The 14,625-nt window shown below is 37.7% G+C and carries 12 protein-coding genes; 7 read left to right on the top strand and 5 right to left on the bottom strand.

Annotated elements, in window-relative coordinates; genetic code table 11:
* Window positions 1-114: 114 nt before the first annotated feature.
* Window positions 115-1,860, bottom strand: a complete 1,746-nt coding sequence (locus CWR45_RS15240; protein WP_115750721.1) for an ABC transporter ATP-binding protein — start codon at window positions 1,858-1,860, stop codon at window positions 115-117.
* A gap of 134 nt (window positions 1,861-1,994) precedes the next feature.
* Complete coding sequence (gene uvrA / locus CWR45_RS15235) at window positions 1,995-4,475, bottom strand: excinuclease ABC subunit UvrA (protein WP_115750720.1); 2,481 nt, start codon at window positions 4,473-4,475, stop codon at window positions 1,995-1,997.
* Between the two features lie 359 nt (window positions 4,476-4,834).
* Between uvrA and CWR45_RS15230 the strand changes: the two genes are divergently transcribed.
* Window positions 4,835-5,539 (top strand): MerR family transcriptional regulator, encoded by a 705-nt coding sequence (locus CWR45_RS15230; protein WP_342770188.1) that lies wholly within the window; start codon window positions 4,835-4,837, stop codon window positions 5,537-5,539.
* Window positions 5,540-5,927: 388 nt separating this feature from the next.
* Window positions 5,928-6,776 carry a glycerophosphodiester phosphodiesterase gene (locus CWR45_RS15225; protein ID WP_245975431.1) on the top strand — a complete coding sequence of 283 codons (849 nt, stop codon included), beginning with the start codon at window positions 5,928-5,930 and terminating at the stop codon, window positions 6,774-6,776.
* Between the two features lie 79 nt (window positions 6,777-6,855).
* On the opposite strand, the gene CWR45_RS15220 is transcribed toward CWR45_RS15225, so the two are convergent.
* Entirely contained in the window at window positions 6,856-7,581 is a 726-nt protein-coding gene (locus CWR45_RS15220; RefSeq protein WP_115750717.1) for an RluA family pseudouridine synthase, read from the bottom strand.
* A gap of 85 nt (window positions 7,582-7,666) precedes the next feature.
* Between CWR45_RS15220 and CWR45_RS15215 the strand changes: the two genes are divergently transcribed.
* On the top strand, window positions 7,667-7,870 hold the full coding sequence (locus CWR45_RS15215) for a hypothetical protein (RefSeq protein ID WP_115750716.1): 204 nt from the start codon (window positions 7,667-7,669) through the stop codon (window positions 7,868-7,870).
* A gap of 14 nt (window positions 7,871-7,884) precedes the next feature.
* Here the strand turns inward: CWR45_RS15215 and CWR45_RS15210 are convergent, their stop codons facing one another.
* On the bottom strand, window positions 7,885-8,610 hold the full coding sequence (locus tag CWR45_RS15210) for an EcsC family protein (RefSeq protein ID WP_115750715.1): 726 nt from the start codon (window positions 8,608-8,610) through the stop codon (window positions 7,885-7,887).
* Window positions 8,611-9,183: 573 nt separating this feature from the next.
* Here CWR45_RS15210 and CWR45_RS15205 point away from each other — a divergent pair.
* The 4 genes from CWR45_RS15205 (at window position 9,184) to CWR45_RS15190 (ending at window position 12,869) form a co-directional block, all read left to right on the top strand.
* Entirely contained in the window at window positions 9,184-9,939 is a 756-nt protein-coding gene (locus CWR45_RS15205; protein WP_115750714.1) for a GTP cyclohydrolase II, read from the top strand.
* Entirely contained in the window at window positions 9,932-11,032 is a 1,101-nt protein-coding gene (gene ribD / locus CWR45_RS15200) for a bifunctional diaminohydroxyphosphoribosylaminopyrimidine deaminase/5-amino-6-(5-phosphoribosylamino)uracil reductase RibD (protein ID WP_115750713.1), read from the top strand. Before CWR45_RS15205 ends, ribD begins: the two co-directional genes overlap by 8 nt.
* Window positions 11,032-11,586 carry a 5' nucleotidase, NT5C type gene (locus tag CWR45_RS15195; RefSeq protein ID WP_115750712.1) on the top strand — a complete coding sequence of 185 codons (555 nt, stop codon included), beginning with the start codon at window positions 11,032-11,034 and terminating at the stop codon, window positions 11,584-11,586. The genes ribD and CWR45_RS15195 overlap by 1 nt, the downstream gene beginning before the upstream one ends.
* Window positions 11,587-12,206: 620 nt before the next feature.
* Window positions 12,207-12,869 carry a GntR family transcriptional regulator gene (locus CWR45_RS15190; protein ID WP_115750711.1) on the top strand — a complete coding sequence of 221 codons (663 nt, stop codon included), beginning with the start codon at window positions 12,207-12,209 and terminating at the stop codon, window positions 12,867-12,869.
* A gap of 132 nt (window positions 12,870-13,001) precedes the next feature.
* On the opposite strand, the gene brnQ is transcribed toward CWR45_RS15190, so the two are convergent.
* A complete protein-coding gene (brnQ, locus tag CWR45_RS15185; protein ID WP_115750710.1) occupies window positions 13,002-14,363 on the bottom strand; it encodes a branched-chain amino acid transport system II carrier protein in 1,362 nt (453 codons plus the stop codon).
* Window positions 14,364-14,625 lie beyond the last annotated feature (262 nt).

Genomic DNA, 14,625 nt, shown 5'->3' with positions numbered 1-14,625 from the left:
CATTTTTTCGAATACTTCTAATCCTAACATACGTATCTGTAAAAAAAGCCCCCCTGGAAGATTCTTATCATCCAGGAGAGGCAGATTTTTTTCATAGATTCAACTAAATATACACTAAGTTAATTGTTGTTCCGCAAACTTACGGTATAATTCGTGAGTTTCGATTAATTCCAGGTGGGTCCCAGAACCTGTTACTTCCCCTTTTTCGATAAAGATAATTTTATCAGCATCAACAATCGTGGATAACCTGTGGGCAATAACGAATGTTGTTCGTCCTTCCATCAGGCGTGTTAAAGCTTCTTGAACGGCATGTTCCGATTGACTATCTAAACTTGCTGTTGCTTCATCAAGCATTAGGATTTTCGGATCTCGCAGGAATGCACGGGCAATATTAATCCGCTGGCGTTGACCGCCTGATAGCTTCACACCACGTTCACCGACTTCTGTATCCAAGCCTTTGGCAAAAGTTTTAATAAATGTATCAGCATAAGCCATCTCAGTAACCTTCCATAACTGCTCATCTGTAACACTTTCTGCATTACTTAGACCGTAAGTCAAATTATCACGAATTGTCCCAGCCATCATCGCACTTTCCTGAGAAACATAACCAATTTGACTGCGCCATGACACCATCGATAGCCTATTAATCGGTGTATCGCCAATTAGGATATCTCCGGCAGTTGGCTCATGGTATCGTTCGAGTAAACTGAATAAAGTAGTTTTACCACCACCACTCGGTCCGGCGAATGCAATCATCTCACCGGGCCTTGCATCGAATGTGATATTCTTAAGCACCGAATCTTCTTCATCATATGAAAAGGAAACATTGTTAACATGAACGGTTTCATTTGCAATATCTTTATCGATTCCTTCTTGTCCAGGCTCTTCTGGTATTTCTAATATTTCAATAATACGTTCTGTTGCTCCTTTAGCCTTTTGCAACTCCGTGAAGAACATTGCAAAGGATGTTATCGGATAAATGATTTGGAAAAGATAAAGTAAAAATGCAACAAGTGAACCAGTGGACATCGTCCCTTCTGCAACACGAATTCCGCCATAACCAATAATCGCTACAATAACAAGCATCATAATCGTGTAGATGGATGGACCAATCAGTGCGAAGATCTTCGCTTCTTTTAATCCATAACGATATAGGTTACCAATTCCTTCTACCCCTTTTTTCTCTTCTACTTTCTCAGCAGTCGACGATTTCATTAGGCGTGCTTCACTTAAGGTTTGTTGGATTCCACCTGTAAACGTCGCGGTTTCATCCTGCATTCCTTTTGATATCTTCGCCATTTTACCACCAAGTGGCATCATAATTGCAAACGTAACTGGAACTGCAATCAACATTAATAGCGTCATCTTCCAATCCATGATAATTAGGATGACAATTGCACCAATAATTGTAATTATGCCTGTAATAAACTGTGGGAAATGCTGCGTTATCAGGTCTTTTACGATTCCAGTATCATTTACTACTCGGCTCACAGACTCGCCGCTCGCATTTTTATCAAAATAACTTACTGGTAAACGGATAAGCTTGAACCACATTTTTTCACGCAGTCTGGCAACAATTCTTTGTCCAACAACAGCTAGTAAATAAGTGGATAGACCGTCTACTACTGCCTGTAAAATAAACACGACGAAAATAACGACAATAAGCGTGACGCTTAATGCCTCTACTGAGAAGCCGTCAACTAACTCTCTTGTCAGTAATGGGATAGAGAGTCCAACGATCATCGTAATAATACTTCCTATCAAGCCAAATATTAGTGCTAATTTTGGAACCCTTGTTGATAAAATTAAAGATATAAACGGTTTTATGCTTTTTTTTTCTTTTGGTACCTGTTTTTTCATTAGTGCCTGTCACTCCCCGAATATTGCTGAAATTTGTCGATTTTAATTGATGGTGAAATAAAAAATGACTATTGCTGTGGAGAGCTCCACAGCAATTTATTAAAATGACATCACAAGCAAAGTCTCCCTTTATTTTACTTGATATCTAGAAAAGCACCAGTATGGGAACCTTTTTGCTTTATGATTTCTTCAGGTTTTCCTTCGGCTATGATTCTTCCGCCGGCACTTCCACCTTCTGGACCTAAATCAATTACCCAATCCGACGCACGAATCACATCGCTGTTATGTTCTACAACAATCACAGTATTTCCTGCATCAACTAACCGATTTAACAATAAAAGCAATTGTTTCACATCTCTTGGGTGCAATCCTGTTGAGGGCTCGTCCAATAAATAAAGCGTAGATTTATTCGCTGGCTTATTTAATTCTTTTGCAAGTTTCAGTCGTTGCCCTTCTCCCCCGGATAATGTCGTTAGTGATTGTCCCCATTTCAAGTAGCCCAGGCCGATTTCATTTAATAATTGTACAATCGGGTATAGCTTCTTATGATCTTCAAAAATCGGCAAGCTTTCTTCAATTGACATATCGAGAATATCTGAAATAGAATTGCCTTTATATGTTACTTGTAAAATATTTTCCTTAAATCGTGAGCCATGACAAACTGGACACGGGATTTCAATATCATCTGAAAAGTACATATTCACTGCTACGAATCCGAGACCTTGGCAGTTTTCACATCTTCCACCAGTCGTATTAAAGGAGAAATCTTTCGGTTTAAGCTTATTCTCTTTCGCTTCAGGTAAACTTGCAAATAGATTTCTTATATTTGTAAATGCATCGGTATAGGTAGCTATGTTTGAACGTTGCATTCGACTTAAAGCAGATTGATTTACAGTGATCACTTTATCGATCGATTCAAACCCAGTAATTTCCTTACAATCCTGATGGATGCCATTCTCACCAGCCGCTAGCACATCAAAGATTAACGTTGACTTCCCTGAGCCCGACACACCAGTAACCGATACAAGACATCCTAGTGGTATCGATACGGTGACATTCTGCAAATTATGTTTCGTTGCATTATGGATCGTCAATTGCTCACCTGAACCTTGCCGATGTTTTTCATTCAGGACTGGCTTATCTCTTAAAAATGCACCAGTAACCGACTCTGGTTGTTCCATTAGTTCAAGCAATGTACCAACGCCTACAACTGTTCCACCATTAATTCCAGCACCTGGGCCGATGTCGATAATATGGTCCGCTTCTTTCATTACATCAACATCATGTTCGATTACAAGGACCGTATTACCAAGATCTCGCAGCTGTTTCATAATCTTCACTAATCCTTTAGTATCCTTTGGATGTAGTCCTGCAGTTGGTTCATCAAGAATATAGAGAACACCAGTTAATCCAGAACCAAGAATTGACGCAAGCCTTAAACGTTGAGCTTCTCCACCAGAAAGAGTAATCGTCTGTCTATCCATAGATAAATAACCTAACCCAACATGAATAATTCGGTTTACCTTGGAAATTAGATCATGTAAAAACGATTCAACTATTACAGCATCCTCAGAACGGAGTGATTGCTGTAGCTCTAATAGCCAATCATGCATCGCTTCAAGTGAATAGTCTGATACATCCGTAATTGATGTTCCTGCAACGAGTACATCTCTGCTTTCTTTATTCAGCCGTTTCCCAAGACAATCCGAGCATACTTGCGAATAGAAATAGGCAGCTTCACCTGAACTAGCGCTACCGCCCTTTTCCTCGTATCTTCTCTGCATTCCCGTAAGTATTCCTTCAAACTTTCCTTTCCCTACAGTTTTAGGTGGCTTGACATCAGGATAGTGGGCTGAAAAAATGTCGCTTTCCACTCCATAATATAATAAATCTCGCTGTTCATCGCTGAAATCCTTCAGTGGAAGATCTTCATCAAAGGCAATACCATAATGTTCAGAAGCTGCTTTTAATATCTGTCTTTGATATTCACCATATGATCCGTTCCACATGCCTATCGCGACAGCCCCTTCCTTTAAACTTAAGTCCTCTTTAAAAACGGATGCTAAGTGAATATCTGTTACGTAACCAAGTCCACTACATGTTGGACAAGCACCTTCTAGTGTATTGTATGAAAAATGGGAACGTGTAAGTTTTTCTAAACGATGATGGCAATTATGACAATGAATATATTCTTTGAAGTTAGCGGTCTCTTCTTCATTCGCCTCTTTATCTAGTGAGGGTAAAATAGTTGTTTGGCAGTTTGGACATATTCGCTCACCGAGCTTTTCATAGATCAATCTTAAATACGTATACATATCTGTTAAGGTTCCAACCGTTGATCTAGGATTTCGATTGGTAACATGCTGTCCAACACTTATTGAGGGGGATAATCCAATCATAGAATCGACTTTAGGTTTACTAAATCCGTCTGTTGGCATACCCATCGATTCCATAAATTGCCGCTGACTTTCTCGTTGTAAGGTATCTAGCGCCAGTGTCGATTTCCCCGATCCTGAAGGTCCAGTTATTACGACGAGTTTATTTTTTGGAATCGATAGTGAAATATTTTTCAAATTATTTTCCTTCGCACCTTTAATGACAATCATATCTTTCAAATTAGTTCCTCCCTTTAATTAGACTCACAGTAATAGTATATAACATTAATGCAAGTGGTAAGCTTTGTTAAAATACAACCTATTTTATCAACATTGAATAAAATAAATCCGTCGAGGTACTTTAATCTTTTTTACAAGGAAAATCAATATATTGCTTTCATATATGCCTTAAATGTATAAAGTCCCACTTACCTTATTTATAATTCCTCCTTCTTTTTAAAATAGTTACGTGCATCTTCATTCCACGATATAGATGAAAATGAGAATGTTATTTAACTTTACATTCATTTAATAGGTTTCATTGGAAATTATCCTTCTAGTACTTTAATGTTTAAGATGAAACTTGGGAGGATTGCATTATGATTAAACCAATTGAAATTGCTCGGAAGCTCGGAATTAGTACGAGTGCACTAAGACATTATGAATCATGGGGTATTATCCCTCCTGTTAACCGTGCTGCAAATGGATACAGGCTTTATACAGAGGTGCATGTTGCTTATTTTGAATGTATACGAGCGATGAACGATGGCTTTGGCATGGATATTGTACGTAAAATTATGCCACTTATACAGGAAAATAAATTGACAGAAGCGCTTTGGTTAGTGAATGAGGCTCAAGCAAGGCTGCATCAGGAGAAGCATAAATCAGAACAAGCACTCCTAGCACTCGAATTAGATGATCTTGAAAATTTCTCCGCTCGTCATAAAAAGGATTGGTATTCAATTCAGGAGGTTGCTGAAGAGGTTAATGTCCCAGCATCAACACTTAGGCATTGGGAAAAAGAAGGATTGATAGAACCTGAACGTGATATTGATAATGGATACCGGAAATACAGTCGTGCTGATATCCGCAGACTATTAATTATTCGAACAATACGATCTGCTGTTTATTCACTGGAAGTTGTCCGGGGAGTAGTAAATGAAATTGATCATAATAATCTGGGACAGGCTAAAAAAATAGCAAAGGATTCACTTATCTATATGGATTACCTGATCAAAAAGCAGCTTCGAGGAGGGTATTATCTTCATAAATTGTTTAGCGTAGTAGAAAAGCTTCCAAGTTAAGTTGGCAGCTTTTTTGTTTTCTTATATAAGAATAGACTTCGACATAAACCGAGGTATGCCGGGAACCTAGTCTGACCGCTTTGAAGGACTGGAATGCACCACAGAAGATAAAGGAAACCAAGTACCTACCACATTGATGAGTAATCTAAGGGAAATTAGTCTATGATGCTTCTAAAGATAGCAAAAGGAATAGGAGATAATGTTGTTGAACCAATCTTAAAGCAATGTGTCAAATATACAGTTAGTTCATAGGGTAAAAATGTCCTCTCCCTACTTTAGAAGCAGGTAATATTTCGTACTATTCCTTATAATCTATTAACAATCTATTAATATGTACTTCATATTCGTTTCTTATAATAGAGTTAACAAATGAATAAGGAGTGGTTTTGTGAAGCGTATTTTTTCTCTATTGGCTGTGGTGGGCATAGGAATGAGTGTGTTTACCCTACCTGCATTTGCTGCACAGGAAAACATCTCAAAGCAAGAACGGCAAAAAATGATTAATACAGCACATCGTGGTGCATCTGGACATGCACCGGAGAATACCATGACATCCTTTCAAAAAGGCTTTGAAATGAAGGCAGACTATATTGAAATTGATGTGCAAATGACAATGGATGGAGAACTTGTTATTATTCACGATACCACTGTAGATCGTACGACAAATGGCACAGGTTATGTAGGTGAATTGACATTCGAAGAAATAAGAAACTTGGATGCAGGCAGCTGGTTTAATGATGATTATACCGGTGAAATAGTTCCTACATTCGAAGAAGTGTTAGATGCATTTCATGGAAAAATTGGTATATTAATAGAGCTTAAAGCCCCAGAACTTTATCCGGGAATAGAGGAAGAAGTTGCCAAAACATTGAAAGACAGAAATATGCACAAACCAAACAATAAAAAGATTATTATCCAGTCTTTTAATCATGAATCGATGAAAAAATCAAAAGAACTTTTACCAGGAGTCCCTCATGGAGTTCTAGCTGGACTTAGTTGGGCAGGTATTACAGATGAACAGCTAGCAGAGTTTGCATCATATGCTGATTATTTTAATCCGAATATGAACATTGTCACGCCTAGTCTTGTTGGCCGGGTTCATGAAGCAGATATGATGATTTTCCCGTATACCTCCAGATCCCAAAAACAAGCAAACCACTTAATTAATTTAAATGTTGATGGAATTGTCACAGACTATCCAGAGCATGTATATTCCCATCCAGTGCATCATAGTTAAGGGACGATAAAAATGTGGACTCTTTCCTCAATACGATAGAAAAGAAGGCTTTCTTCATCACGAGAAGCCTTCTTTCTTATTATTGCCTGAATAGTACTTGCTTTGTACTAGATTGATAGTTTAAGTCTAGTACTCCCGAGAATAGTTCCCATGGATATTTATTCGGTGGTGGGCACTTAACTTCTATCATTTCTTTTTTTACTGGATGCTCGAAGCATAATGAATAAGCCCACAAAGCTATTTGCTGTCCCGGTCGGTTTATGTCTTGTCCATATTTTTGGTCACCATAGATTGGTGTACCCTCTGTAGAAAGCTGAACCCGTATTTGATGTGATCTGCCTGTATGAAGTTCAATAGACAGCAAGCTATGGTTTTCCTCCTCAGCAACTTTCACATATTCAAGTGATGCCTTTTTCGCCTCTTTATGATTCGGGGAAACTGCATACACTTTATTTTTATGTTTATCTTTCATTAAGTGATGCATAAGTATAGCTCGACTTCTTGTCGGACTTCCTCGCACTACAGTAAAATACCTTCGTTCCATTGCCTGTCTGCGAATCACGTCAGACATTCTAGATGCGGCTTTGGAGGTTTTAGCAAATACGATAACACCACCAACAGGACGGTCCAAACGGTGAACGAGCCCTAAATAAACATTTCCAGGTTTTTGATAGCGAATTTTCAAGTCCTCTTTAAGAATCGTTAGTAAATCTTTATCTCCCGTATTATCTCCCTGTACTGGGATATTCACCGGCTTTTCAACAATAAGCAGGTGGTTATCCTCGTATAGGATTGGTATTCTCATTTATATCAATACTCCTTCCCATCTATTGTACCTACTTTAAAATTAGTAGCAAGTTAAATAGATTGGTTGGAGTGAGGGTTGGGGATTGCCATTATTAATGGCGTTTGTAAGTGATGGCAATAAGCAAGGATACACCGACCCTAATTTATCCAATGAGGCTATATTATTCTATTTGCAAATGTTCCAGGAATATTTAGGAAAAGAAGATGTTGTTCAAATGGTTTTGCCCTTCTCTGAAGATCTAACGAAAATTTTCTTTTACGGGATTACAGGAAAACAGGAAGACTAAAGACGGTGTATTTTCTAACCGTCTATAGCCTTCCTATCTAAAATTCTCATGCGATATACATTCATTGCTGTTTCAGCTAATTGATCCATCAAATTATAGTTTGCATAGGCACCGACAACTGCACCAATCCCAGGAACTAATTGCAGCATCTTTACTAAATCGATATAGTCACGATATTCCTGCTGAAATACTTGCCAATCCATATCGATAAGCTTTTCTTTTTGTTCTACCCAGTTTTCCAAGATAAATAAGGTTTCTTTTCGCTTTGCATCACTTGAAAATGCAAGCATAAAAATATGCAATAGAAATAACCGCTCTTCATATTTCTTCGGATCAAACCCGTAAATCACAGCTGCTTCAAATAGAAATTTCATTTTAATCGATAATAATAACGGAAAATCTGCAAGTCCAAGGAAGATCCCCCCTGCGCCAGTCCCAGCACCCTCAATAACCGCTGTTTTCCGATATACCGAATGTTTTACCTTAAATGCCTCATCCATCTCATAAAGACTCATTACTGAATTAGTTGGTTTCTTTGTAGTAATATTAGAACCTGCTAATGTTGCTTTCACCATATTCTTAATGGCCTCCGTAATAATCTTATGTGCTTTTTCTGGTATCCAGCTATTTACTTTATTTTGAGCTTTCTTTGAAAATCCTTTGATTAAACTTGGCTTCTTCATCACTCTTACGCGCCATATCTGTACTTCATCATATGCTTTTATCTCATAGTCTTTCATAGTCAATTCCCCTCTTACTATTTGCTATTTGTTTATACGTATTATAAGGGTAAAAAGTTCTTTTTATTTTAGTGCTTATAGCTCTCAGACTAGTCGCTCCAGAAATACACTACGCTTTTCGCTGGAAACTTGTGAGACTACTCACGCTATTGCGCTTCTTAGTCTCACCTAGGCTCTTCTTCCAGCAGAAGTCTCCCTGTATTTCTTCCGCTGGGGTTGTAAGAAAATCATCTATAAAAGAGGAACTTACCACTGACAATCGACATTGATTGAAGTGAGAAAATGGAAGCTTTACATGTGAACAGCACTACTGTCTTACCTCAACCATTTCATCACCTCTTCTGATTTTTCCCTCTCATCGTTGTAATATTCGATAGTGGCATATATTCAACATATTATCTAAAAAATTTAAAATATTAATGTTACAAGGACTACCTACACTAAAATAGGAAATTTGGCATAATATTAGGTAGTCGATTAATAAAGGAAAATACAAACTATACTCGAGATTAATATATTGATGAAAGATACTTTTTTAACTATACTTATGAAGAAATGAGAGGAGCTATTAACATGGAAAAAATGAAGCTTGAATCTAAAGTTTATTCCGTTTTAAAAGATAAAATACAATTAATAAGATCTAATGATCGTGCAATTTACTTGGTGGGGCCTATTAAGCTTCCCGTTAATTTATATGGTGAAACTGTCGAATTTAAATGGTATTGCTGGTTGAATTATGATGAAGTAACAGAGGACTATGAGAAGATTATCGAAAAGTTATCGTCCTCTAACCTTGCTGATTATCAGCAATCTAGTGTACTTGTTTATGGTGACTTCGAAACAAATTCAGATGCGTTGATTCGTATGCATTCCATTTGCCATACAGGCGATATATTCGGTAGTAAACGATGTGATTGTGGTTTCCAATTGAAACAATCGATGAAGAAAATTACAGAACACGGAGCAGGCGCTTTGTTTTACTTAGCCAATCACGAAGGAAGAGGAATTGGTTTATTCTCAAAAGCAATGGCATATGTTCTACAAGAAAATGGCTTTGATACTGTAGAAGCTAATGAAAGTCTCGGCTTTGTCAATGACTCTAGAAATTATGATGATGCGATCCAAGTTTTAAAAAGCCTGCGCACGAAGCCTGTAACTCTAATAACGAACAACCCAAATAAACTAGAAGCATTAATGAATTCGGGTATGTTTGTTGCCGGCAGAGTACCATTATGGGGAGACGTTTCCGAATACAATGAAAAGTATTTGCAAACAAAGATTATCAAATCTGGTCACTTAGAGGCTGAAGGGAATTGCGCAAATGAGTAACCATGAATTCTATATGGATTTAGCACTTAAAAATGCGCAAGCAATGAAAGGACAAACGGATCCTAACCCATTAGTTGGATCTGTTATTGTTAATGATAATCGCATTGTCGGTGTTGGTGCCCATATGAAGGCTGGGGAAGCTCATGCTGAAATTAATGCATTGCGGATGGCCGGCGATAAGGCGAAGGGTGGCACAATATATGTCACACTAGAACCATGCTCCCATCACGGCAGGACAGGTCCATGTGCGATTGCAATTGTCGAGGCAGGAATCAAGAAGGTCGTGATTGCTACACTAGATCCAAACCCTATCGTTGCAGGAAACGGTGTAAAAATACTTGAAGATGCAGGCATTGAAGTCATTACTGGTATAAAAGAAGAAGAATCCATTCAAATGAATGAAGTGTTTAATAAGTATATTATCAAGCAGAAACCATTTATTACTTTAAAATCAGGTATTACACTGGATGGAAAGGTTGCTTCCCATTCCTTTAATAGCAAATGGATTACATCTGAACAAGCAAGACTCGATGTCCATCAGCTTCGAAGTGAGAATAAGGCAATATTAGTAGGAATAAATACGGTATTAAAGGATGACCCCGCACTAACTGCTCGAATTCCCAATGGCAGGAATCCAATTCGTATTGTCATGGATTCTAAATTGAGAATCCCATTAAATTCTCAATTAATTACCGATAATCAAGCAGAAACTTGGATATTTACTAGCCAAAATCATGATCAAGATAAACGAAGCAAGCTGGAAGCATTAGGTATCTCTATCTTTGCAACTACTGGGATTGATTCAGTTAACCCAACAGATGTGGCAACACAATTAGGTGAAAAAGGTGTTTCCTCAGTTCTTATTGAAGGTGGCGGTAATATTAATGCAGCCTTTTTAGAAAATAAATTAATTGATAAAGTCGTTCTCTATGTAGCACCAAAACTTATTGGTGGAAGTGAAGCCCCCTCATTCCTTGAAGGAACAGGAATTGATAAAATGAAGGATGCAGTCGAACTAACCAATATTACTATTTCACCAATTGGACCCGACTTTAAGTTTACGGGCTATCCAATTTACAAGGATGGAATATAATGAGATTTGGCTTTGATATCGACGACACGTTAATCAATCTTAGAGAACATGCTTTTCATATTTACAATAAGAAATTAAAAAAAGATATCTCACTCGATATTTTTCATGCTATTGAAAGAGTCGAAATCCACGAACCATTTGGTTTAACCGATGAACAGGGTAAGTCGATGTGGAACATTTCTCTCGAAGAAATCTATTATACAGACTGCCCGATTTTCCCTGGAGCTCTCGAAACACTTCAACGTCTCGGTGAACGTGGCGATGAAATATACTATATAACAGCTCGACCAAAGGAACATGGTGAGCGAACCAAACAATGGTTAACAGAACGAGGATTCCCTGTTCATCATAATCGTTTTTTCTATGGGATGCAGGATCATGAAAAGGTGCATACCATTCGTGATTTGCAGCTTGACTACTATGTGGATGATAAGCCTACTATACTCCACACACTCAAAGGTAATAAGACAAAACTATATTTAAAAGATCAATCCTATAATCGTCATCTCGATGATTTCCCAAGAATCATCAATTGGACAGATCGTCTATTTTAGCAGATAAGATAGTATCAAACTATCTTATCTGCTTCTTTTTAAATTAGTATTTTCTAAGAGATTTTTTCTAAGTCGTGGAGTGTTGATATAAAGTGCGTACTAACTTAGGAGAGAAATGGCTCTCTGGCCGGTCGCTCCGAAAATACACTTCGCTTTCCGCGGGGGGCTGGTGAGCCTTCTTGTGCTTTCGCACTTCGAAGTCTCACCTAGGCCCTTCCTCCCGCAGGAGTCTACGTGTATTTTCTACGCTGGAATTTTACAATTGCTGTCATCGAAAATAAAAACGATTTTCATCGTGCGATGTAACGCTGTCGAAGCCTTCCTTGGCCTGCTGGAATAGCAACGGCTGAAGATCCATCGGAAGTAGTCTTTTTCGATCGATCAGACCGCGTTGCCCTAAGGTGTTCGACTGTCCGAAGCGGAAATCAACTTGCGCCTAATTCGCAGTTTATCTAAATACCGATAGACTAGACATAATTCTTTCCACTTCATCATGCCAATTTCCACTTTCTTTATTACATTCATTTGTGTATTCTACTTCTTAGCGATATATTGCATATACCCATTTAAAGGTTTTTACGGTATACTAATTGTATAGATATTTCGTAAGGGGGATTACCATGCCTATACCAACTGGTCATGCAAAACCGATTCGGCAATCGGCTAAGGAAAATGCATTTAGACAGTTACAGCAATGGATTATTGATGGAACACTACTTCCAGGTGAGAAATTGAATGATACCGAACTGGCCAAAGCTCTTAATGTCAGCAGAACACCGGTTCGTGAATCACTACAGCTCCTTGAAGTACAAGGATTTGTAAAAATGTTTCCAGGTAAAGCAACACAGGTAACTGAAGTCGACAGAGAAGCAATCAAAGATCTTCTGCCCCCTCTAGCTGCCTTACAAGCACTTTCAGCCGAATTAGCAATTCCCAATATAACGAATGAGGAAATCAAGTTACTGGAAAGTACGAATGATCGATTTGCTAGTGCAATCCAATCTAAAAATTTTTATGCAGCCTTAAAATTAGACGAAGATTTCCATCATATTATTGTTTCCATTGCTAACAATCCATATATTTCTAAAATCATCGAATCACTTCAAGCGCATGTTAGACGATTGTTTTACCATAACTCCATTACACTAACTGAACAATCGATTGATGACCATACGACGATAATTTCACTGTTAAAGCAAGGTGACAAGGATAAGCTTTCACCAATAATGAAGGAAAATTGGTTACGAACCATTAACGCTTTTGAAGTGGAGAAAGAAGATTAATAGTAATTAATCGAGAAACCGCTAACATAAAAATTAAGGTTTTAACCATGTCTTTAGGTGACAACCTATTATTAAGATTTTCCTAGCCACTAAAAATCCGGAAGCCTAAAGGCTTCCGGATTTTTCCTGTTCCTATGCTTCCTGTGTTGCACCTGAATGCTGTATACGAGCGATAATACCTGTGATGACAATTACAATTAATGCTGGCAATAACCACCCAAGTCCCTGCTTGTACAATGGCAGGTATGTTTCATAGAAATCAATAATAGGACTTAACCAGTTATAGTAATCGATTTTAAGCGATTCACATAATGCCTTGAATCCATCGATAATACTAACTAAAAATGTAATAATTGTTGCCGCAACATAGACAAAGCGCTTATGCTGGAACAATGGTGACACAAACGTTAGAATCATCAACACGATAGCTAATGGATATAAAAACATTAGAACTGGAAGTGAATAAGTAATAATATTCGTTAATCCAAAATTAGCAATCACAAAAGAGAACGAGGAAAAGAAAATGACAAATGCCTTATAGCCAACTTTAGGCAGTAGTGCATGGAAGTATTCCGCATTTGCGGTAATCAATCCAATTGCGGTTGTCAAACAAGCAAGGATAATAACAATTGCAAGCAGAATCAATCCTACTGTTCCAAAGTAATAGTCCGCAGCCCCACTAAGAACTGGTCCACCATTATCAAATAATCCTAATACACTAGTGCTCGTCGCTCCTAGATACCCGATACCTACATAAATAAGTGCTAATAATGCAATTGCGATAATACCCGATTTCGAAGTTGCACGCAGTATTCCTAATCTTGATGTAATCCCCATTGATTTAACAATATTAATGACAATAATACCGAATACTAGAGACGCAATTGCATCCATCGTGTTGTATCCTTCAAGAAATCCTTTTGCAAATGCCCCAGTTGCGTATGCTCCTTCAGGCGGTTGTATTGAACCCATTGGCTTAACCAATGCCGTAATCAAAAGAAAAACAAGTAAAACAACAAGTGCTGGTGCTAATATTTTACCTACATTATCAACAATTCTCGCGGGATACATTGAAAATAATGCTGTAATCAAGAAAAAGAGAAAACTAAATATTAATAATGCGCTTTGTTGAAATTCATCGCTAACGAAAGTTGAAATACCTATATCATATGCAACTGTTCCGGTACGGGGTGTTGCAAAGAATGATCCAATCGTTAAGTAAAGCAATGATGTGAAGAATACTCCATAAATTGGATGAACTCTACTTGCAAGGTCTTGTAAGTTATTACTCCCTGAGAAACCCATTGCCAGGATTCCAAGTAATGGAAGTCCTACACCCGTAATCAGAAATCCGATTATTGCTGGCAGAAGATTTGTCCCAGCATATTGCCCCAACTGTGCAGGGAAAATTAAATTTCCTGCTCCAAAAAATAATGCAAATAGCATAAATCCGATTGCTAAATATGCACCAAACGATATCTGCTTGTCTTTCATATTATGCTCCCCCTAGTCGTATTATATTATTCAAGGCATATCTCAATTGTTGTTCTATTCAGATAATTGAAGTGAGATTTGTACAATATTTGTTATCATACTATCTTTTTCGGCAAAATGCAATATATTACAAATCAGTATTCGTCATTATTCGAGTATTAGTTAGCTATACCTTTGAAGCAATAAACTTTCGAGTATGTAACTTTACAATATATACCATATATTGACAAAAAAGTATTTTTATCATTTTATAGCCGACTTT

The sequence above is a fragment of the Oceanobacillus chungangensis genome (assembly GCF_003369565.1).
Classification (GTDB): domain Bacteria; phylum Bacillota; class Bacilli; order Bacillales; family Amphibacillaceae; genus Oceanobacillus; species Oceanobacillus chungangensis.
This window is presented reverse-complemented; position numbering and strand designations above follow the sequence as displayed.

Coding starts and splice junctions, on each gene's coding strand:
- CWR45_RS15230 (WP_342770188.1), top strand. CDS start 4,835: ATGATTAAACCAATTGAAATTGCTCGGAAGCTCGGAATTAGTACGAGT.
- CWR45_RS15195 (WP_115750712.1), top strand. CDS start 11,032: ATGAGATTTGGCTTTGATATCGACGACACGTTAATCAATCTTAGAGAA.
- ribD (WP_115750713.1), top strand. CDS start 9,932: ATGAGTAACCATGAATTCTATATGGATTTAGCACTTAAAAATGCGCAA.
- CWR45_RS15220 (WP_115750717.1), bottom strand. CDS start 7,581: ATGAGAATACCAATCCTATACGAGGATAACCACCTGCTTATTGTTGAA.
- CWR45_RS15210 (WP_115750715.1), bottom strand. CDS start 8,610: ATGAAAGACTATGAGATAAAAGCATATGATGAAGTACAGATATGGCGC.
- CWR45_RS15240 (WP_115750721.1), bottom strand. CDS start 1,860: ATGAAAAAACAGGTACCAAAAGAAAAAAAAAGCATAAAACCGTTTATA.
- brnQ (WP_115750710.1), bottom strand. CDS start 14,363: ATGAAAGACAAGCAGATATCGTTTGGTGCATATTTAGCAATCGGATTT.
- CWR45_RS15205 (WP_115750714.1), top strand. CDS start 9,184: ATGGAAAAAATGAAGCTTGAATCTAAAGTTTATTCCGTTTTAAAAGAT.
- CWR45_RS15190 (WP_115750711.1), top strand. CDS start 12,207: ATGCCTATACCAACTGGTCATGCAAAACCGATTCGGCAATCGGCTAAG.